The organism is Clostridiaceae bacterium, from assembly GCA_012840395.1.
Lineage (GTDB): Bacteria > Bacillota > Clostridia > Acetivibrionales > DULL01 > DULL01.
The window spans coordinates 1-21,812 of sequence record DULL01000020.1 but is presented as its reverse complement, the minus strand read 5'-3'; the positions used below and the strand labels follow the sequence as shown (position 1 = coordinate 21,812).

General features: G+C 35.1%; 16 protein-coding genes. 6 read left to right on the top strand and 10 right to left on the bottom strand.

The genetic code is table 11. From position 1 onward, the window contains the following. Nucleotides 1–157: 157 nt before the first annotated feature. Entirely contained in the window at nt 158–799 is a 642-nt protein-coding gene (yunB, locus tag GXX20_02685; protein ID HHW30571.1) for a sporulation protein YunB, read from the bottom strand. Between the two features lie 261 nt (nt 800–1,060). On the opposite strand from yunB, the gene GXX20_02680 reads away from it, so the two are divergent. After that, nucleotides 1,061–3,583, top strand: coding sequence for a PBP1A family penicillin-binding protein (locus GXX20_02680; GenBank protein HHW30570.1), 2,523 nt, complete (start codon nt 1,061–1,063; stop codon nt 3,581–3,583). 135 nt (nt 3,584–3,718) lie between these two features. On the opposite strand, the gene proB is transcribed toward GXX20_02680, so the two are convergent. From proB to sdaAB, 7 genes are all read right to left on the bottom strand, one after another. Further along, a complete protein-coding gene (gene proB, locus GXX20_02675; GenBank protein ID HHW30569.1) occupies nt 3,719–4,540 on the bottom strand; it encodes a glutamate 5-kinase in 822 nt (273 codons plus the stop codon). Between the two features lie 130 nt (nt 4,541–4,670). Next, a complete protein-coding gene (locus GXX20_02670; GenBank protein ID HHW30568.1) occupies nt 4,671–5,393 on the bottom strand; it encodes a UPF0280 family protein in 723 nt (240 codons plus the stop codon). A gap of 118 nt (nt 5,394–5,511) precedes the next feature. Continuing rightward, nucleotides 5,512–5,919 carry a 4Fe-4S binding protein gene (locus tag GXX20_02665; GenBank protein ID HHW30567.1) on the bottom strand — a complete coding sequence of 136 codons (408 nt, stop codon included), beginning with the start codon at nt 5,917–5,919 and terminating at the stop codon, nt 5,512–5,514. Beyond that, nucleotides 5,906–7,081, bottom strand: coding sequence for a hypothetical protein (locus GXX20_02660; protein ID HHW30566.1), 1,176 nt, complete (start codon nt 7,079–7,081; stop codon nt 5,906–5,908). Before GXX20_02660 ends, GXX20_02665 begins: the two co-directional genes overlap by 14 nt. 339 nt (nt 7,082–7,420) lie before the next feature. Then, the gene (locus GXX20_02655) at nt 7,421–7,735 is read right to left on the bottom strand and encodes a hypothetical protein (protein HHW30565.1); all 315 of its coding nucleotides are present in this window, start codon (nt 7,733–7,735) and stop codon (nt 7,421–7,423) included. Between the two features lie 305 nt (nt 7,736–8,040). Next, the gene (sdaAA, locus tag GXX20_02650) at nt 8,041–8,919 is read right to left on the bottom strand and encodes an L-serine ammonia-lyase, iron-sulfur-dependent, subunit alpha (GenBank protein HHW30564.1); all 879 of its coding nucleotides are present in this window, start codon (nt 8,917–8,919) and stop codon (nt 8,041–8,043) included. 80 nt (nt 8,920–8,999) lie between these two features. Further along, entirely contained in the window at nt 9,000–9,662 is a 663-nt protein-coding gene (gene sdaAB / locus GXX20_02645; GenBank protein ID HHW30563.1) for an L-serine ammonia-lyase, iron-sulfur-dependent, subunit beta, read from the bottom strand. Nucleotides 9,663–10,077: 415 nt separating this feature from the next. Between sdaAB and GXX20_02640 the strand changes: the two genes are divergently transcribed. The 4 genes from GXX20_02640 (at nt 10,078) to GXX20_02625 (ending at nt 15,256) form a co-directional block, all read left to right on the top strand. Continuing rightward, nucleotides 10,078–11,526 carry a sulfatase-like hydrolase/transferase gene (locus GXX20_02640; protein ID HHW30562.1) on the top strand — a complete coding sequence of 483 codons (1,449 nt, stop codon included), beginning with the start codon at nt 10,078–10,080 and terminating at the stop codon, nt 11,524–11,526. A gap of 112 nt (nt 11,527–11,638) precedes the next feature. Then, nucleotides 11,639–12,529: a sugar ABC transporter permease gene (locus GXX20_02635; protein ID HHW30561.1), complete on the top strand. Its 891-nt coding sequence runs from the start codon at nt 11,639–11,641 to the stop codon at nt 12,527–12,529. Between the two features lie 11 nt (nt 12,530–12,540). Continuing rightward, nucleotides 12,541–13,428, top strand: coding sequence for a carbohydrate ABC transporter permease (locus GXX20_02630; protein ID HHW30560.1), 888 nt, complete (start codon nt 12,541–12,543; stop codon nt 13,426–13,428). 217 nt (nt 13,429–13,645) lie between these two features. Further along, nucleotides 13,646–15,256 (top strand): extracellular solute-binding protein, encoded by a 1,611-nt coding sequence (locus GXX20_02625; protein HHW30559.1) that lies wholly within the window; start codon nt 13,646–13,648, stop codon nt 15,254–15,256. Between the two features lie 197 nt (nt 15,257–15,453). Here GXX20_02625 and GXX20_02620 read toward each other — a convergent pair whose 3' ends face one another. Next, nucleotides 15,454–18,231, bottom strand: coding sequence for a sensor histidine kinase (locus tag GXX20_02620; protein ID HHW30558.1), 2,778 nt, complete (start codon nt 18,229–18,231; stop codon nt 15,454–15,456). 18 nt (nt 18,232–18,249) lie between these two features. Further along, nucleotides 18,250–19,860 (bottom strand): response regulator, encoded by a 1,611-nt coding sequence (locus GXX20_02615; GenBank protein ID HHW30557.1) that lies wholly within the window; start codon nt 19,858–19,860, stop codon nt 18,250–18,252. A gap of 439 nt (nt 19,861–20,299) precedes the next feature. Between GXX20_02615 and GXX20_02610 the strand changes: the two genes are divergently transcribed. Then, nucleotides 20,300–21,439, top strand: coding sequence for an exo-alpha-sialidase (locus GXX20_02610; protein HHW30556.1), 1,140 nt, complete (start codon nt 20,300–20,302; stop codon nt 21,437–21,439). Nucleotides 21,440–21,812: the final 373 nt, after the last annotated feature.

Here is a 21,812-nt window from a genome sequence, read left to right as displayed (position 1 = left end):
TTGCTTCCGGCTTCCTTCAGATTCCACCTCGCGATGGACACCCTTGCCGTCTGCTAGTGGTTGGCAACTGCCTGCCCCCACAGCGGACTTTCACCGCCTAGCTACGTGCCATGCGTGGCACACACAGATAATAGCCAGACGGCTTAAGGCCATCTGGCTATTGTTCTTTTATGATAATTGTTTCAATAACCGGAATATTTGTAATAATGTCTGATTTCTTTCGCAGAAAAGGTGCTTCAATACCTGCTTTTGTCTTAACTTGCAGATAAAGTGTAAATTTAGCCTGTTTATTACCCAATATTGTATACTCTGATTTAAATTCAGTTTCTACACTGCCATAAGGTTGAATGTTGATAAACAATTTAGGTCCCAAACTTGAGAAAATTGTATTTCCCAGCAGCATACCAAAAGGTATTGATACCTTTTCACTTTGCATATTAACTAATTGATTATGTATTTCAGAAGATGCCTGTAATGAAAGCCTGTTGAGCTTTGCCACATTTGTATCAATTGAAATAATATTGCCTTTATCATCTTTATTCTTGATAATCAAATCATCAAATTTTTCCTCTGAAGTGAAGATCCCTTCAACAGTTTCTCTTACTACACTGCTGACTATTAGTTCCACTTTGTTTTCAGAGATCTCAATAAGATGCGGAAAGAGCTGCCTGTTTACATATACGGCAAATAGAATAAAGATTGATACTACTATTATAATGCGGGACAATATATTTAATTTATTCGCATTACGCCTTCTGATATACCACAGGCGTCTGTACATAATACTGTTCCTGATCATTACAATACTCCTCCGCATCCATTTTATGATTAATATCACATTTTTGTTACAGTCTTGTTAAACTACTTTATTAAATTTGTTATAATTATGAAATTCAAAAACTATATGTTATAATTATTTATTAGATTTATTAGCAAATATATCAGCATGGGTAATTTTGAAACTTTTATTGTTAATAATTAGTCTTATATAGAAGGCTTACTTTTTGTAAGCGCTAGTGTCAGGATATTGTTGTTTAATGTCCTGCTGAAGGAGGAATATATGAGTCCTAAAGGAAAAAGTATTTTTAAAAGAATAAAAATAAAAAGAAAAAAGAAAGATCCTACAGCGAAAAAATCAATTAAAAAAAGATTTTCACTGGTTTTTAAATTTATTGCAACAGTAGCTAAAATATTATTAATATTTGTACTTGCACTTTCATTTGCTCTTGGGGGGGTGGCAAGTGGTCTGTTTCTAGGCTTTATCAAAACAGCTCCCTCAATCAAAGATGAAGATTTCCAGATTAAAATACTTACATCATTTATTTATGATGCTGATGGAAATATAATAGCAGAATTAACTGGAAAAGATAATCAAAACAGAGAGCTGGTATACTATGACGAAATACCTGAATATCTGAGTCAGGCTTTTGTTGCTATTGAAGATGAACGTTTTTTTGAACATCCCGGAATAGACTTAAAAAGAATAGCAAGTGCTGTATATGGATTTGTTACAAATTTTGGCAACCCTACTCATGGAGCAAGTACAATAACACAGCAGGTAGTAAAGAACATTACCGGTAATACCCGTCAATCACTTAAAAGAAAAATCCAGGAATGGTATACCGCTATTGATCTGGAAAGGCGTTACGATAAGTGGAAAATCCTTGAAATGTATATGAATTTGATTTATATGGGAGGTAGCTGCTATGGTGTTCAATCTGCTTCCAAAACCTATCTGGGCAAAGATGTAAGGGATTTATCCCTGGCTGAATGCGCCCTGCTGGCAGGAATAACAAATTCACCAAATAATTTGTATAATCTCAACACCGAAAAAGGTAGGACAAATGCCCTGGAGCGCCAGAAAATTATTCTCCGTAAAATGCTGGAATTGGGCAAAATCTCACAAGAAGAATATGATCAGGCAATAAAAGAAGAAATACATTTTGCAGAGCGGGAAAAAACTGAAAACTCCATTAGAGTACAAAGTTATTTTGTTGACCGGGTAATAAGCGATGTAATAGAAGATATGGTTTCTCAATTAGGAATGTCTAAAGAAATGGCTCAGACCTATGTATATAACTATGGCATAAAAATTTATACTACTCAGGATTCAAATCTTCAAAAAGCCATGGATGAAGTTTTCCAGGATGATAAGTATTTCCCCGTTCAAGATGCTAACGGCAATCCAATTAATAAAAATGCAGAAACTTATGGAGAACATCCTCAGGCTGCGATGGTTATACTGGATGCAGAAACAGGACAAATAAAAGCCATGTACGGCGGATATGGTGAAAAGAAAGCAAGCGCAACCCTTAACAGGGCTACTCAGGCAAAGCGCCAGCCAGGATCCAGTTTTAAACCTATAGCAGTATATGCCCCTGCGATTGATCTTGGTATTGTCACTCCCGCAACAATTATTGATGATATACCCGTATACATGATGACCACCGGTCCTGACAAGAATAAAAGATATCCTGAAAATTTTGACTTTACCTTTAATGGATTAACAACCATTAGAAATGCCATCAAAGGCTCTATTAACGTAGTAGCTGCTAAAGTTTGGAGAGACAAGTTAGGACCTGACCGTTCAATTGAGTATTTGAAAAAATCTAATATTGACAGAGAGAATGAAAAGTACGTTTCTTTATCATTGGGTGGACTTGAAACTGGTGTAAGTCCTCTTGAAATGGCTGCAGCTTATTTACCATTTGTAAACAAAGGCATGTACTATGAACCTACTACCTACACCAAGGTTTTAGATAGCAACGGCAGGGTATTGCTGGAGAAAACACCTGAATACCGCCCGGTATATAACGAGACAACCGCTTTCTTAATGGCTGATATGATGAAGGAAGTATGTCTTCCTAAGAATTCACCTTATCCATACAGTGGTACTGCTGCAGGAATTATTAATAAAAACTCTATTGGCATGCCGGTTGCCGGAAAGACAGGTACAACAAGCGAAAACATAGACAAATGGTTCGTGGGATTTACTCCTTATTATGTGGCGGCTACATGGTATGGGTATGATAACAAAATAAAGCCTATTCCTTTAAGAAGCAGTGAATACAGCCAGGCACAAATAATATGGAGGGATGTCATGAAAAAAGCTCATGAAGGAAAAGAATTTAAAGATTTTGAGATGCCCTCCGGAATTGTAAAGAAAAAAATATGCATTTATTCAGGTAAAATTGCCACTGAACTATGTGCTTCAGACCCAAGAGGAGATGCAACCCGGGAGGAATATTTCATTAAGGGTACCGAACCTTCTGACAGAGATCTCTGCACCACTCATGTTCTTGGTACAGTATGTAATGCCAGCCAGGATATATGGGGAAGAAGCCTTCTTGCAGGAGATTACTGTCCTGGTGAAACAGTGGAAAGCAAGGTATTTATACAGCGTCAAGAGCCCTATGTGCCCATAAATCCCGGAGATCCCTATCCCGTAGATTGGCAATATGAGCTTCCTGCAGGTGAATACTGCACTATACATGGAAAACCTGAAGAACCGAATGTTTTAAAGAGATTTGAAGATTTTATCATTGATATTCCTGGTCGTCGTAATGATGCTGAAAATGACTAAACACTTTGCATTAATGAATATTTAAACCAGTATTCAAAAAAATCCAGGAGACAGAATCTCCTGGATTTTCTTTTTACTCTGTTTGTGAGGGGGCTTTAAGCTATCATATTATTTTTATATTATATCATATTATTTTTATTTATTTTTTGCCCTAAATAACGTACCTATTTCTTTACCGTTTATTATGTCCAAAAGCACTTCCGGTTTATCTCCATTGGTCAGTACCATATCTATTCCTGCGGAATTTACTATTTTTGCAGCTCTAATCTTTGTAATCATACCTCCGGTTCCCCTGTCCGACCCTACTCCTCCGGCACATTCTTCAATCTTCGGAGTGATTTCATCGATTACTGCAATCATTTTTGAACAACTGTTTTTTCTGGGATCACAGTCATAGAACCCATCAATATCTGATAGTATCACCAATAAATCCGCTCCTATGATCTTGGCTACTATGGCAGACAGAGTATCATTGTCACCAAAAACTTTTAATTCCTGACATTCTATCTCATCTATGGCGACAGAGTCGTTTTCATTAACGATGGGTATTGCACCAAACTCAAATAAAGTTTCGAATGTATTTTCTACATTTTGCCGCCTGTGGTCATCGTCCACTACATCACGGGTTAAAAGGATTTGTCCCACTATATGGCCATACTCAGAGAAAAATTTACTGTAAATATGCATTAGTTCACACTGGCCTATAGCAGCCACCGCTTGTTTACCACGTACTGTTTTGGGTTTTTCCTTCAATTTTAATTTTCCTACCCCAACACCAATAGCTCCCGAAGTAACAAGAACTACATCTTTTCCCTGATTTGCTATATCGGATATTACTCTGGCCAACCTATCAATCCTCGCCAGGTTAATCAATCCCGTGCCATGGGTAATTGTTGATGTTCCGACCTTGACCACGATTCTCTTTGCTTTAGTTAAATCCTCACGAATATTACTCATCATTTGCCCGTCCTTTACCAGTAATAATTCAATTAAATATAAAAATTACATATAACTAAATCCTTCTGAATCTTTGTGCTGGTTTCTGATCTATACCAACACAACCATTAAATTTATATAAACATAAGTACTAAAACGGAGCTAACTTGATATTCCCATATGCTCCCATTTTATCTCCTACTATAATCAATACTCCCTTTACTCCTTCTATACCGGAAGCAAATTCTATTGCAGCGTCAATATCTTCCCAAGTCTTGACCCTATTTCCTGTGGCTGTTGCCACAGCATCTGCAAGAAAAGCATCATCAGCCAAAATGACAGCCGCATCTGCTTTTCCGAAACTCAAAGAATGACCTACCGTTCCCGATGATGTGCATACACCCAGTGGCGTATCTTCAGGAGCAATTTCCAGGCAGATTTTCTCACTAAATGGTGACTTTCCTGCAAATACTCCTATTTTTCGATGTTCCTTTGTTTTTAGGTAGATATCCCCTCCATTTTCAACAATTACTTCATTTGAATACTTTAGCAGATCCATTCCTACCATCTCAGCAATGGCACCTGCTACTGCAGCCATAGGTCCCACTCCTGCTTTTTCAGCCGCAGTACACATCCTTTGAATAATTACGGAAGAACCCGGTTTAAAGGATACAGGCTCAAGACTTGTCAAAAAATCAGGATACATTTTTATATACGCTTCAATCTGGTTCCTGTACTTTTTAACAGCATATAGTGCTTCATTATATAAGTTTTTTTCAGCTCCGATGCATAAATCTGTTTCAAAAACAGATACATTAAAAAAGTGTAAATTTATACCCTTAAACAACTTCCTATAGTTTCGTTCTTCATACATGGAAAATCTCCCATTTATACAAGCATCAACAAGTAACAAAAGGTTTCCAGTTCCTATAATATGGATCTTTATTGATGCAAATTAATACAAGGAAACGAGTCTGCCACAGACAGAAACATCATATGGATATTTGCATAACTTTAAGTGGGCATGCTTTGACGCAAAGCTCGCATGCAAGGCATTTTTCCTTGTCAAAATTCAGATTCCAGTTAATTTTATCCATATTCAAAGCCCCTGAAGGACAAACTGCCGTACAGGCACCACAATGAACGCATGATTCCTCCTGCCACACAATTGTTTTGGCAATCAGCTTGTAATCTGCACCCTGTTCTTTAATAAAATTCAAGCCTTTTTCAATATTTTCCTCTTCACCTGATATATCGGCAACAAGCTTTCCTATTTTATTAAGGCTGACATCTGCATTCAGAATGTTTACCACAAGATCGTAATCTTTTATCAGGTGGTATGTTATTGGTTTTGTTATTATATTAGTAGGGAAATAAAGAGCCAATTTAATAGTTTTCATTTCCGTTCCCCCTGATTTCCAATTTATTTACTTTATTTTCCGAAGGCAAAGCTGCTACAGGCTGTGTTAACAAAAATTCCCCATTCATAATCTGCATTTTTAAGAGCTGTGCAATTTCCCGGGCTTTTTTCAGGCTTGACAGAGGTGCAGTTGGTATCTTCCTTCCGTTTAGTTCAATGCTCCCGCTTTTTAATTCTGCATAAGAAACAGTTTTAAGAACAGGCCTGGCTCCGGATGATACACTGTAATCAACAATATTTGTAAATATGTCTCTATCCTTCACAGCTGTTTGAATTAGCATATCTTCATCTATGATGGGTATCGGTATTCCAACTCCAACAAACATGGTAGTTCCATATTTCTCAAAAACGGCAGCTCTGATGTACTTAGTATTCATTTGTTTAATGTCCCCGATCAGGGCTAATGTACCTGCCGGCCCTATAGGTACTCCGTTTTCTCCTCTCTTTTGAGAAGGATTATGCTGGGTTCCTTCCCAGGCTACATAACCTTGCGCTCCTCCAATAAATACTCTCGTTCCTATTCCAATGGTCCTGTAATTAGGATCATTAACCAGAGGACTCAGCTGTCCCGAAGTAGTGTATGTTATATTACCATATTTGGGTAAAAGAGTTCCCATATAGGTATATAAAATCCTGTCAGATGAATTTGTAGCAGCAGGATAATTCTGATATGAATTTCGGGGATTAAACATATATGCTTGATTTACATTATTCTTATTAATATATGTGGAAATCTCTTTTCTGGGATAACAATCGGTCCCGTAAGATTCTGCAAACAGTCTAATATTTTTGCCTGCAATAAAATCTTCAATTACATGAGCTCCTCCATATTCCATTCCTTTAGATTCAGAAAGTTCTGTAGCTCCTATGTATGCATCTACAGCAGCAAGACCTGCATAGGCAGGAACATCATTAAGCCATACTTTGCACATTCTTATGGGAGGATCAGAGTGTCCGAAGTTAATAAACATTCCGGATGAACACATAGGCCCGAAGGTGCCGGTTGTAACCACATCTACTTCTTTTGCAGCTTGCTTTACGCCTTTTTCGGCTACAATATCTATTATTTCGTCGGCTGTAACTACTACTGCTTTTCCTTTTTTGATCTTATCATTAATTTCATCAAAACTCTTATATGCCATAAATATATACCCTCACATTTGTATCTTTTTATCTATTTATTATAGGGCTTTACGCAATATATTTCAATGATGTATTTGCCTCGTTTTAAAGCGCAAGGACTCGCACATTTTGCTGCGAGTCCCTTTGTTCAACTAAAGCATAAAAAATTCTCTCCCGCTTCTGCAAGCTGAAATTGAATTTATGCAAATTAAAATAACAACCTTGTTCAGTTGAAGTCCACAAGGCCATCTGTGTTGCGGTAGAAAACTATGGCAGAGGTACATTTCCCTTGCACATAGTAATCTACCACTGAATCTCCAAGGAAAGCGAGTTTACTTTCTAAATGTTTAACTTAATATCTAGCGTTCATCTACTAATATGTCTTCATATATATCTATAAGACCCATAGGTGTCACATCATGGTTTGCCAGATGATCAATAGCCTGAATAGCAGTTTCCTTACAGCAACAAAAATCTCTCACAAACATTTCTTCGAAACAGCTATCACTTACTTTCTTAGAAATTCCTATTCCATATACTTTTTCCCCCGCATGTTTACCGCCATAGTTTGCCTTACTGTCAAGAAGGTAGTATTCAAGCTCGATAGGCCTATCCAGCTCATAACCACCTGTCTTATCAATTGTCTTTTTTACTATGATATTTTTTTGGTACATAGGAATCACCTCAATATATGATATTTACAAAATATTGAAATAATTGCCATAATTATACACAATATTATCGCGCTTGGCAATATTTTCTTGCAAAATTTTTCTTTTTTTTGCAATTTTTTGAACAATTCTAACACGTATATATTTATTCCATTGTTAAGAAATATCAAGACAGTTTAAACAAAAGGGTTAATGATAATAATAAGTATAATAATAATTATTATAAGCATATTTTGTAAAATAAGCAAAGCTAAGTGCCGCAAATTTCAATATGCAAAAGAGAAATGAGTTATTGAATTTGACCTGCATTATCCATAGCTTATTGTATTTTCCAGCCTTTTAGCAGTAGGAGTTGAAGCAAGTCCCCCTGCCGCAGTTTCTTTTAGGGCAGCAGGCATTAAATTTCCGACTGATTTCATAGCTTCAATTACTTCATCTGCAGGAATAACACTTTCTATGCCTGCCAAAGCAAGATCAGAAGCAACTATCGCATTGGCAACTCCCTGAGCGTTCCTCTTTATGCAAGGAACTTCAACAAGTCCCCCCACAGGATCACATACCAATCCAAGCACTCCCTTTAGCGCAATGGCACAGGCATTAGCTGACATTTGAGGAGTACCTCCCATTAACTCAACCAGGGCTGCAGCAGCCATTGCTGAAGCGCTGCCGCACTCCGCCTGGCATCCGCCCTCTGCACCTGATATGCTTGCGTTCTTTGCAATTACAATTCCAAATCCTGCAGCAGTAAAAAGGCTTTTTACTACTAACAAATGGTCAATATTTTTTTCTTCTTTAGCTGTAAGCAGAGCTGCAGGAATAATTCCACAGGAACCGGCTGTAGGTGCTGCCACAATTCTACCCATACAGGCGTTTACTTCTGCTACTGCAACAGCTTTTATAATTGCTTTGTTCAATATACTTCCGCCTAACAGTATTCCCTTCTTGGATGCCTCATTCAGTTTATATGCGTCTCCGCCACTTAAGCCGCTGGCAGATCTTATGCCTGGTTTTATTCCTGCCAAAACTGCTTCTTCCATTACTTTTAAGTTGTGAGACATTTCCTCAATTAGATTATCAGGAGTCCTTTCCAAATTATAAGCCTGCTCTTCAATAACCAGATCAGATATTTTTTTATTCGCTCTCTGAGCTTCTTCAACCAACTCTTTTATAGATTCATACTTAATCATATCTACCTGCCAAAATTATTCATTATGTATTTAAAGTTCTATCACTACAATTACTGTAATGAATCTCAAATTATCATGGGCTATTTCAAAGGCTTAATTACTGTTACATCATATATGCCATTTAGTTTTGAAATTGCAGAGGCCAGTTCTTCAGACACCGGTTGATCCGTTTCTATAACCATTACTGCTTTACCACCTTTATCACTTCTGTAAACCTTCATCTGGGCTATATTTATTTTGTTAATTGCAAGTTGGTTTGTTACTAATGCTATAGTTCCGGGAGCATCTCTATGGGGTATAACAAGGGTGTGATATTGACCGTTAATCTGAACGTCAATACCGTTAATTCTGTTAATAACTATATTGCCTCCTCCTATGGAAGAACCTAATACAGATATCTTTTTACCTGAGGAACCTTCAGCTTTAATTAACACCGTATTAGGGTGGTAGTCATTAGATTCAGAAGTTACAAAGGAGATTACTATTCCATTGGAACGTGCAATATCCAGACTTGATTTAATACGCAGATCATCGGGAGTCATTTCCATAAGTCCTGCCACAAGAGCCTTATCTGTTCCGTGTCCTCTGTATGTATGGGCAAAAGAGCCATATAAAGTTATATTTACCTTTGCAGGAGGCTCACCAAGCAACGCTCTGGCCATATTTCCTATCCTTACCGCACCCGCAGTGTGGGAACTCGAAGGTCCTACCATTACAGGTCCAATTATGTCAAATACATTCATTTTATCACCGCTATTATGTATGTTAAATATATTTTACATTACGTTCAATATATGCAATATAATAATAACATATTAGTTGTCACAGGTTCAATACTTATATTAATTATATTGATTATGTTAATTAATAAATTTACATACTAATTATAAATGTGATATATATGTAGTATTTATATATTCTTCGATATTATCCAAATACTATTAACAAATTCAAAATAGAATAAACACTTTAAAATATTTAACCTATTTATAATAATATTACACTGACCAACCGTATTAATACGCTGATCCATTATTAATTATTTATAGCTAGTTCTTGAACCAAATAACATAGCGCTACCGCTTAAAATACAATGTTGTATTTAACATAATGTTATGTGCATATGAACATGCATATATAAGTCCGGAGGAAAATCTAGTGGATAAAAAGCCAAATATTCTGTTGCTTATTAACGATCATCAAAATTATTATAGATATGGCTGGGATGAAGGAGTAAAGCCTCTGACTCCAAATTTTGAAAGAGTCGCCAATGAAGGAATGAAATTTGAACGGGCCTATACTCCTACAGCTTATTGTGTTCCTGCCAGAAGAAGTTTGTTTACAGGAGTTTATCCTTGCAACCATGGTTTAACAACCAATAATGAGGATGTTCCTGAAAAAGATACTGATATGTTTTTTCATTATCTGTCGGAGAAAGGATATAGAAATTACTACTTTGGTAAATGGCATAACGGACAAATGCATCTTTGGGAACAGGGTTGCGAAGGATTTAGTATACAAGGTCACGGTAATCCCTACTCAACCAATGAATATAAGTTATATTGCCAAAAAAATAATATACCTGAAGCTTGTTGTGATGTTAAACTTAACTTTTATAAAAATGAGCCTGAAGGAAAAGTTTATTTGCGTGAGTATGGATCTGCTAAACCTTCCTACGGAAAGTTGTTAACTCCAAAAGAAAGCCATGAATCTTTTTTTATAGCTGACATGGCATGCAACCAGCTTATGAATCTGAAAGACAGCACTGAACCCTGGTGCATGGTTGTAAGCTTCTGGGGACCTCATTGCCCCTATTTTGTGACAGATGAATTTTTAAATCTATATGATCCTGAAGATATTCCTCCATATCCAAGCTATTACGATGAGCTAAATGAAAAGCCTGATACCTATAATTTACTTAAAGATAAAGAATTTATAACCAAAAAAATATATCAGATTGATAAATTTCCAAAACCCTATCCATGGTCCTTTTATCAGGAATGTTTAACATATATATACGCCCATACAACTCTGGTAGATGCAGCAGGCGGCCTTGTTCTGGATACTCTTAAATCTCTTGGATTGGATAATAATACGATTGTTATATGGACTGCAGACCATGGTTGCGACTTTGGAGCTCATGGAGGGCATTTGTCTAAAGGGCCATATATGACTGAGGAAGTATACAGGATACCATTTACAGTTAGATGGCCAGGAGTAATTAAACCCGGTCAGACAAGCAACAAGCTTGTCAGCCTTATTGATCTGGCTCCAACATTTCTGGATTTATGTGGCGCCAAATCTGCTAAAACCTTTGATGGAGATAGTCTCCTTCCTATTTTGCAAGGAAAGGTTCAGGGTTGGAGAGACAGTCTCCTATGTGAATTCTACGGGGCAAGAAAGGATGTCCATAATATTAAGTCAGTAATTACTGATAAATATAAATATGTTTCAACCAAAAATGATGTTCATGAACTCTATGATCTCGAAAAAGATCCTTATGAGTTAAATAATCTAATACATTCAGAGGAGATGGAGCCAGTTGTAAAACATATGGAATCAAAATTAAAAGAATGGCTATGTAAAATCGGTAATAAGGAGGCTTAATAACTTGCAAAACATTGAAAAAGTTGATTCATTAGAAATTAAAGGTCCAATTGCTAAAAGTAAGACCACACAAAGATTATCTGTCAGCAGGAATAATAAATTGTTAAAACAAATGTTCAAAATGAGATACTACTACCTGCTCTTATTGCCAGTGCTAGTCTATTTTATATTATTCCACTACATTCCCATGTATGGTATAACTCTGGCTTTTAAAGACTATAGTTTTTCATTAGGTATACTTAAAAGTCCCTGGGCAGGTTTTAAATATTTCGACAGACTTTTCTCAAGTCCTACTTTCCATGAAGTAGTGAGAAATACAGTGATAATAAGCTTTTATAAGATAGTAATCAGCTTTCCGGTTCCGATTATATTTGCACTATTGCTGAATGAAATTTACCACAAAAAAATCAAGCGTGCTGTCCAGACCATATCATACTTGCCCCATTTTATATCTTGGGTTATTCTAAGCGGAATAATTATGGAAGTGCTTTCTCCTGCAAGAGGCGTGGTAAACTATATTATTACCCTGTTTGGAGGTGACCCTATACACTTCCTTGCAGAACCAAAATACTTCAGATCAGTACTTGTTATAACCCATATATGGCAAACAATGGGTTGGAATTCAATAGTATATCTTGCGGCAATCTCCAGCATAAGTACTGAACAGTTTGACTCAGCATACATTGATGGTGCCAACCGCTTTCAGATAATAAGATATATCACAATTCCGTCCATTGCCTCTGTAATAACAGTCCTTTTCATTCTGGGTCTGGGGAATATCTTGAATGCAGGTTTTGATCAGATCATCAATCTCTATAACCCTGTGGTATATAACGTCGCAGATATACTTGATACTTATGTATACAGAGTGGGACTTGTCAATTTTGAGTATAGTTATTCAACAGCTGCAAACCTGTTTAAAAATGCTATAGGTTTCGCATTTGTGCTTACTGCAAATTTCATCGCAAGGCATATAGGAGAAGGAGAAAACGCTTTATGGTAGGAGGTAGAAAAATGAGTTATAAAAATAAAACTAAAATAGATATTATATTTGATGTTATAAATTATACCTTAATGATTGCACTTTCAATTGCTTTTATTTATCCTTTCTGGCAGACAATAGTATTATCCTTTTCATCTCCAAAGTACGCATACAGTTTGGGTGTTAAACTCTGGCCACAGGGTTTTAATCTTAAATCCTATGAAGAGGTATTTAAGTCCAAAGTTATATACACTGGTTTTATAAATTCCTTGACAAGAACTCTTATAGGAACAACTTTAACTATACTGGTAACTTATTGCGGCGCTTATGCCCTTTCAAAAAAGAATCTTCCTTTTAGAAATATAATTACTCTGTTAATCTTATTTACCATGTTTTTCAGCGGAGGATTAATTCCATCCTTCCTACTGGTTAACAGTCTCAAAATGCATAATACAATTTGGGCTTTAATCTTTCCCATAACAACAAGCGCCTGGAATCTTATTATTACCAGAAATTTTATTGCCTCTCTGCCTGAATCACTGGAAGAAGCGGCTTTAGTAGATGGGGCTCACCCAATAGCCGTTGTATTTAGAATCATGTTCCCTTTATCCATGCCTATTATTGCAGTTCTTGCTCTCTGGTCTGCAGTTCATCATTGGAACTCATGGTTTGATGCTATGATTTATATAAGAGATGAAGAAAAAATGGTATTGCAGCAAATATTAAGAAGAATAATAATTGACGATTCAAAAGATATAATGGAGACTGCCGGACTATTGACCATAACTACTGCACAAACCACTCCGGAGACCATTAAATCTGCCACAATTGTAGTTACTATGCTGCCAATTATACTTGTATACCCCTTCTTACAGAAATATTTCGTAAAGGGAATAATGATAGGAGCTCTAAAAGGATAATATTATGCGCTTTATGAATATACTTTTATTTACCTTATTCATAAATAATTAAAGAATAAAATGCTTTGAAAGGAGTTGATTTGCCTTTTGCTTACTTAGGTTTATACAGGCTTTGAAACTGCAGTATGAATATTGAAACAGGAAAGGAGGAAATAATTTCTGTTATTCTCAAAAATCTTCAAAAATTGTATTATTAATAATTATAGGAGGGATTAATGTGAAAAAAACTAAAAAAATTCTATCATTAGTAACCATCTTCTTACTTATCACATCATTGCTGGTAGGTTGCGTTTCAAGCACATCCAAGGATACACCGGGATCTCAGGACCAACAAGCGGCTGATACTAAGAAAGAAGATAGTGCTCCCGCCGGTCCCTATGATGAACATCTTGACTTGATCTGGATAGGACATTATGCTGGGTACTCTCCTAAGGAAGACACAGAAATAGAGCAATTAATTGAAGAAAAATTTAATGTTACCATCCACCCGGTAAAAATGGACTACACCAAAGATGAACAGTGGAACCTTTACTGGGCATCAGGAAATACTGCTGACTCTATTACGGTATACCAGATAAACAACAGATATGAAAGAATGATATCTCAGGGACTGATCAGGGAAATAACTGAAGAAATGCTCAGGGAAAATATGCCTACCTGGATGAAAAAAGTTGAATCCATGACTGACCCTGAAATATTAAAGATTAAAATGTATTATGACGGTAAGTTGTACGGTGCTCCATCCTTTACCGCTACTCAGGCCATTCCATGGGTTACAGGTATAAGAAAAGACTGGATGGAAAACGTTGGAGTAACTAAAGCACCTGAAACTGTAGATGAACTCCATGATCTCCTTGTAAAATTTGTTAAGAATGATCCGGATAAGAATAATAAACCTGACACCTATGGCATGCATGGAACCAATAACGGTTTTGGATTTATTTTAGGAGCTTTCGGAGTTCAAATGGAAGGCTTTAATATAAGAGACGGCAAGGTTAAAGCAGACTTTACTACCGAGGAATATAAACAGGCATTGAAGATGCTTCAGCAATGGTTCAAAGAAGGGTTGATAGATCCTGAATTTGTTACCGACAACAGAGATATCATGAGGAAAAAATGGGCAGACAGCAAATTTGGTGTAATGTTTGACAACCCCTGGTGGTTTGCTCAGTCGACGGCTAACAATTTAACTGATATGGTTCTGGTTAATAATCCTAACGCTAAGATTGAGTTTATTCCGCCGGTTAAAGGACCAGACGGTAAATCAGGCGCTTCTATAGCTTATCCTAAATTTGACGGGAACTCTGTAGTATTTGGTAAGAATACCAGCGATGAAAAAGTTAAAAGAATCATGGCAATCAAAGAAGAATTCTGTAAAGACTGGGATTTCTACGTAAGATGTTTCTACGGTGAAGAGGGTAAACATTACACAAAGGATAAGGACGGTGTTATCGTTCCTACAGCTGAATACCTGAATTACGAAAAACAAGTTGAATCAGGTTTAGGATCATATTTTGCACTAATACCTGTAGATATGGATCATTTCCGCAGAATAACTCCTCTCAACGACATGCCTGCATATAATGTGGCATTTGCATCGCCAAAAATCTATACAACCAATGGATTCCCCTTCGCAGGAACAAATGAAAGCCTGCTGGTTAAAGGGGCAGACATAAAGAAAGTAAGAGAAGAATTCTACTTCAATGCTATAACCGGTAAGATTGACATTGATGCGGAATGGGACAGCTATATTAATAAGCTGAACGCTGCAGGTCTAAAGGAAGTTGAAGATGAATACCAGGTACTGCATGAAAAAGTTATTAAATGATAAAATGTATGTTACAAATAGAAATACACTCCGTTTTGGGCAGACAAACACTGCCCTTAAGGGAGTGCAGTAAAAAATAAATATAATTAATACCATTGGGGCAGTTTTGCTGAAAATAATATGCGCACCAGCAGAACTGTCCTTTTGGTTTTGTTAAATTAATACTACTATGTTTTCATCACTATGTAAAGTATATACTATAATATTTTCGGCATGCGAAGCTTAACCGTTGTTCCTTTTCCATAATTACTTTCTATACTAAGTCCGTAGTCTTCTCCGAAAACCAGTTTGATTCTGTTATGAACATTATAAAGGCCTATCTTACCTGAATAATCCATTTTATCCAGTATCTCATTTAAGCTTTTTAAAGTTGATTGGTCAATTCCCACTCCGTTATCTGAAACTGAAAAAACAATGTTATTATTTTCTTCATAGCATCCGATTTCTATTACTCCTGACTGAAGTTTAGGGTTAATTCCATGGTAAATGGCATTTTCCACAATTGGCTGGAGCACTAATTTTACAATTTTACAATCTAACAAAGTTTCGTCAATATGCCATTTGAACTGCAGGCTATCATTAAATCTTACCAGCATTATCTCTGTATAGGTTTTCAAATATTGGATTTCTTCCAAAATGGTAACCAGTACGTCCTTAGACTTGGCAATGTATCTTAGCATATCACTTAAGTTTGTTATCATCCTTGTGGCAAATTGCTTTTCATCACACTTTATCATCCAATTAATACTTTCAAAAGTATTATATAAAAAATGGGGATTTATTTGTGCCTGAAGCGCAATTAACTCAGCTTCCTTTTTTCTGTTTTCAAGCTCATTCTGTTTCTTTGTTGTTATAAGAATCTGATCCAACAGTGATTCTGTTCTTAAAACCATTTCATTAAAAGCAATTCCTAATTCGCGTATTTCTAATATCATGCTGTTCTCGGGAAAGTATATGTCCATATTGTCTATATTCATTTTTTTAAGTTGTTCTCTCATTATATTAATTGATGAAGTAAAGCTATAAGAAAATCCAAAGGATAATAATATAACCGCAAACATAATTATTATTAAAATATAAAGCCCTTCATAAATCAGCTTTTGTATATCCTTGTCAAATATAGTATTTCTGTATTGCCCTACAAGGTACCAGGGAGTATTCTCCAAATGTATTTTAAATACAAATGAATTCCTATCTGTCATAAATGAATCGTTTTCAACCTTGTAAGGAAAGAAGCTAAATTTTGTATTGATAAGATTTTTATCTGTATGAGAAATGATAGTATTATCTTCGTTAACAATAAAAACACTGGATTCAGGACTGATTATACTACGGAAAATATTTTCAAGATAATACTCGTTAAACTGGCATTGTAAAAATCCTATGGTTTTATATTCTTTTTCATCATTAATTTTAGTAAACAAATTAATTAAAATTTGACCTCTGGGACTTGTCCGGGCGTCCATCCACGTATAAACATTGCTGCTTGCTTTTAATTCTTCAAAAGTTTTTTGATCTATTGATGTGTATGAAAGTTTATTAACATTAGTAAAGAATAGTTCTCTGTCAGGTTTATAAATAAATATGTCGTCTTGGCCTTCATGCAGCATGAGGTAGTTGTTTACTGTATTATATAAATCAGGGGTTTCATTTACGTCATTATTAATCAAACTGTTCTGGATAGTACTATCAAAGATAATCCCATTTATTATAGTAAGTTTGTTTTTAAGATAGTTGTCCAGGTTCTGGGCAGTCTGGCGAAAAGTATCCATATTGGATTCTATTATGTGATCCTTAATTATGTTGGATAGAAAAATATATGAAAAAATCATATAGAACAGTAGCGGAAGAATAACTATGGCAATTAAATAATACAATAGCTTTTCTCGCATGGAAATTCTGGAGTCATATTCTTCACCTGCATAAAAAGACTTATATTCTTCTTTTATCTTAAATTTTTTTATAGAAGTTACAAGTTGGTTAATAGGTCTGGATATCCGTTTTGATATGGTATCAGAAAGAAAAAATGCAATAAGTATTGTTACCAAAAAAGCTGTGAATGTGAAAATTTTAAGACTATTTATTTTTTCAGATATTTCATCTATTTTATGCAAATAAGCAAGTTTCCAGCCATTATAGGACAGTTCAGTTACATATACATTCATATTTCTCTTGGATATTTTTTTAATATTGCCAACTGTGGGTATGTATGATAGATCAGTTAATATGTTTTCAATATTGGAAGAATTCACCTGGGGACTCTTCCATAAAACCCTACCGTCCTGGTTTATAATTAAAAACTCTTTGTCTTTGCCGATAATATCGTCAATAAACTCAGGTTCTAAAATTACAAATACACTGCCATATTCTCTTCCATCCTTTTTAATTATTGAGGTAAAAGAATAATTGCTTCTGAGAATATTAAGTGAATCAGACTGATTCGGCTTACCTTCTATTCTAACAGGTTCAATAAAATAAGGTATACTGCTGGAGGATTCGTTCAAATATTCATTAAATTCAGAATTTTTTATATCCTTGTTTGTAATGTTATAGAATACATCGTTACCAATAAAGAATACTTCATTATCCATAAAAACCACAATTGTTGCAATAGAATTGTTAAACATCCTTATTTTAATTAAGAAAGGCAATACTTTTTCTCTTATACCCCGTTTATCTAATAAATTATCCTCATAATCCTTTATGCATTTAATCATAAAATCACTGTTGGCTATATTTCTTGCAATATTCCTGGCAAGATTTAGATTGTTCTCCACAGCATTTGCTGTCTGAATAAGTTTACCTATGCTACTACTTTCCACTTTTTCAAAAATAAAATTTACCGTCCTGTTGTAGGATTGGATACTAACTACTCCGAGAGATATAGAAGCGACCAAAATAGAGGATATTAATAACAATCTCTTAAAACTGAATAAAGAATACTTGTTAAAAAATGAAACAATTTTTGGATTCACATTTATGATCCCCTTTTGCTAAAAACTTTTTAACCTATATTGTAAAGGAGACATTCCTATCTCTTTCTTAAAAACAGTGCAAAAATGCCGGTAATCAACAAATCCCACATTCTCTGAAATTTCGGTTATTTGATAGTCCGAGTTTTTTAACAACCTTTTTGCATTTTCCATTCTAACATAGGTAATATAATCAAATAAATTTATGCCAGTATGTTTTTTAAAATATGTGCTTAAATATGAAGAGTTCATGCAGAAATGATCTGCAAGATCTTTCAGGGACAATTTTTTATGATAGTTAGCTTCAATATATTGCTTAATTTTAATAATCATGTTATTGTCACTTTCATTTTTTAGCTCTTTTATCTGCGTTGCAATATCTGTTATACATTTTTCGTAGTAGGAAATCAATTCCTCCAGAGTCTCGCATTTTGATATCTGGTGATAAATGTCATCAGTATTCAATAGGTTTACAGGCAGGTCTTTATCTTTCAACTTCATTGATATGGATAGATATATTTCTATGCATTTAATGATTAGTTTGTTTTTTTCATAAAAACTTGATGACACTAATGCCTTGAAAAGAGTTTTAATTCTAGGGCAAATAGAATATAAATCTCCATCCAGAATGACTGAAAGAAGTTCTTCAGAGATCTCATCCAGCGTATAATTACATTGATCAAGAATACCCACTTCACTGTTATCTTTATTATTGTACAGAGTAATTGAACCTTTTCCGGTGTAAAACTTTCGTTGCAATGCCAAAACAGCTTCTTTATATATTACACTAAGACTTTCTATGTTAAGACAGCTCTTTCCTATTCCAAAACTTAATACTACATCAGAAAAATCTCTATCATACAAAATGTTTTCTAAATGAAATTTAAACTGTTTTACTGAATAGATCAGATCCCTGTTGGATATTTTAATACTGTCATGAGGAATAATAATAAACTGGTCATTATTCAATAGGACAGGATAATTACTTTTATTCCAGTATCTTTTAGTCTCATATAAAATTATGTTAGTGAGGTTAATAGGTTTTTCGTTTTTATCTATACTATCATAAGTAAAAACAATACAGCATAAATAATGATCAGGTATAATCGACCCTAATTCTGCCAATTCCCTTTTAAGTTCATTCGTATCATAAAAATTCCCTGCTATATACTTCAGTAAATAATACTCCTCCAGATCTAGCCTGTTATTCTTTAAATTTAAGAATTGACCGGATAAATTATTATATGCCTTTTTCTGAACTTCCAGTTCATTGAAAAGCTTGCTGAATAATAGATTAAATTCTTCATCTTTAATGGGTTTTAAGATATACGCATAGGTGCCGTACTCTATTGCTTTCTGTGCATAGGCAAAATCGTTGTAACCGCTTAATATAACAGTTTTTACAGAAGGATATTTCATTGCCACATTCCGTATAAGTTCAATACCATCCATTACCGGCATTTTAATGTCTGTCAGCAGCACATCAGGAATGTCGTTTTCCATTAAAGACAGTGCTTCTTCTCCGTTTGAAGCAGTTGCACATACTTCAAATCCCAAGGCATTCCAGTTTATTCCTTCTGCAATACCTTTTCTGATCCAGTACTCATCATCTACGAGCATTACCTTATACACATTATCACCTATTGTTTATAAAAATTAAATTGAAGGATATATAAATTATTTAATAATAGTTATTTGAAACTACTGTCCGGTTATATTAAGAAAGTAATTCTAACTTCCCGTAAATCGCTGCTTTTATATATCATGTTTGTTTTATTATATCATATTGTTGCTGTTAATGAGTATGGAGCATTATGTAAATAAACAAAACAAAATGCAAATAATTTAAACATACAAATGCTTTTAACAAAATCTAAATAGTTAAAACACTTAAAAGTCGAATTGTTATTTATAATTACAACAAAAGCAGATTCAATGATATACCATAGGTTCAATGATGTATTTTCTATTATGCACTATTGGTTTTACTATTGGTCTTATTATTGGTTTATATTTGAGGAGCATTCCTTATAATTCTATATTTAAATAATACATTATAGGAGTGTAGATTATGCTGGAAGAAATAAATTATTTATGTGGAGAGTCTGATATATTTGTAGGAAAAAGAAGAAGATTAAAAAGATATCTGGTTTGCTCTATGCAAGGATATTTCCCAGTTTTAATAAAAACAGGCAGTAATTCCCTGGCAGTTATTTTCCGCACAGGTGCCCCCCATGTAGGAATTAAAGGAACTCTTGCAGTTTCTACATCTGATGATGGAGGAAAAAGCTGGTCAGATCCGGTAGAGATATCTCCTAGGGGAGAAGATGTAAGAAATCCGGCTTTTGGAATAAATGATAACGGCGAATTTATCGCTGCTTTTTGTAAACTGAAGTCCTTCAGATATGAAAAAACAATTGATGGTTATTATTATAATTCTAGTTTAAAATATGAACCGGATGAATCATCAAGAATCTTTTTTACTTCAACAAGCAAAGATAACGGCAAAACCTGGAGCCCTCCAGTCAGTCATAAATCCAGGTATCTAACCATGCCTTCACCCTATGGAAGAATTGCACGTTCTTCTGACGGCACTCTTTACATGACATTGTATGGCAAACCTATAGAATTATCAGAGATTGAACCAGCTGAGAATATTAAGAACATGGTTACTCTTGTACGAAGTAAAGACGGAGGTAAAACCTGGGGTGATGAAACAGTTATTGTTAAAGGATATAATGAAACATCCATTGCATTTATAAATAACAATATTATGATTGCAGCAGCACGCCTTGACGAAAAATTCGGCAGTATTTCCGTTCTTTTTAGCAGGGATAAGGGAGTTACGTGGAGTGAACCGGTAAAAGTCACAAGAAAAAGTGAACATCCCGCTGATGTAACTTTGCTTCAGAGCGGAAAATTGTTGCTTACTTTTGGAAGAAGAGTTAAGCCCACTGGATGTGGGGCTTTAATTAGTGAGGACGGCGGTGTTACCTGGAACTATGACAGGGAAATCTTATTGGCCGGAGACGGAGGAGAAAAAGGCGGAAGTTTTGATTTAGGTTATCCATCAACTGTGCAGCTTGATAACGGGAATATAGTAACTGTATTGTATTATGCATGCGGATCAGAAATGTCACAGGATTTCCTGAAAGGTTGGGGTGATATTTCATGCCAGGCAATACATTATAGAGAAGAAGATATTTTGTAAATTGGGTTTTATTCACCGGGCTATTCACCGAGCGAAGTTAATTTGCTGCGTATTAATAGGCGTAAGGCAGTTATAAATTATAATTAATTTAAATAGTTTCACACAGCCTTTTAATTTAAATTGGCATCCTCCTAACCGTGTAAAAATATGTCTTACGCCTATACCTGCATATTCATGCACACATACTAAATCCGCATTTTTATCTACAGCTTTATGCACGCATGTTTATCTGCACCTATATGCATACTATAATGCCCCCCATTGTCAAGACAATTTTTCAGCTTTTCTAAGTTAGATTCTCCTTTCTTTAAATTTCTATATTTTACATTTATTTACTATGTCTGAGGATGTCAAGGGCGAGCGTAAGCGAGTT

Excerpts from the sequence above, each read along its gene's own strand:
- yunB (HHW30571.1), bottom strand. The coding sequence starts at position 799 with ATGATCAGGAACAGTATTATGTACAGACGCCTGTGGTATATCAGAAGG.
- GXX20_02680 (HHW30570.1), top strand. The coding sequence starts at position 1,061 with ATGAGTCCTAAAGGAAAAAGTATTTTTAAAAGAATAAAAATAAAAAGA.
- proB (HHW30569.1), bottom strand. The coding sequence starts at position 4,540 with ATGAGTAATATTCGTGAGGATTTAACTAAAGCAAAGAGAATCGTGGTC.
- GXX20_02670 (HHW30568.1), bottom strand. The coding sequence starts at position 5,393 with ATGTATGAAGAACGAAACTATAGGAAGTTGTTTAAGGGTATAAATTTA.
- GXX20_02665 (HHW30567.1), bottom strand. The coding sequence starts at position 5,919 with ATGAAAACTATTAAATTGGCTCTTTATTTCCCTACTAATATAATAACA.
- GXX20_02660 (HHW30566.1), bottom strand. The coding sequence starts at position 7,081 with ATGGCATATAAGAGTTTTGATGAAATTAATGATAAGATCAAAAAAGGA.
- GXX20_02655 (HHW30565.1), bottom strand. The coding sequence starts at position 7,735 with ATGTACCAAAAAAATATCATAGTAAAAAAGACAATTGATAAGACAGGT.
- sdaAA (HHW30564.1), bottom strand. The coding sequence starts at position 8,919 with ATGATTAAGTATGAATCTATAAAAGAGTTGGTTGAAGAAGCTCAGAGA.
- sdaAB (HHW30563.1), bottom strand. The coding sequence starts at position 9,662 with ATGAATGTATTTGACATAATTGGACCTGTAATGGTAGGACCTTCGAGT.
- GXX20_02635 (HHW30561.1), top strand. The coding sequence starts at position 11,639 with ATGTTCAAAATGAGATACTACTACCTGCTCTTATTGCCAGTGCTAGTC.
- GXX20_02630 (HHW30560.1), top strand. The coding sequence starts at position 12,541 with ATGAGTTATAAAAATAAAACTAAAATAGATATTATATTTGATGTTATA.
- GXX20_02610 (HHW30556.1), top strand. The coding sequence starts at position 20,300 with ATGCTGGAAGAAATAAATTATTTATGTGGAGAGTCTGATATATTTGTA.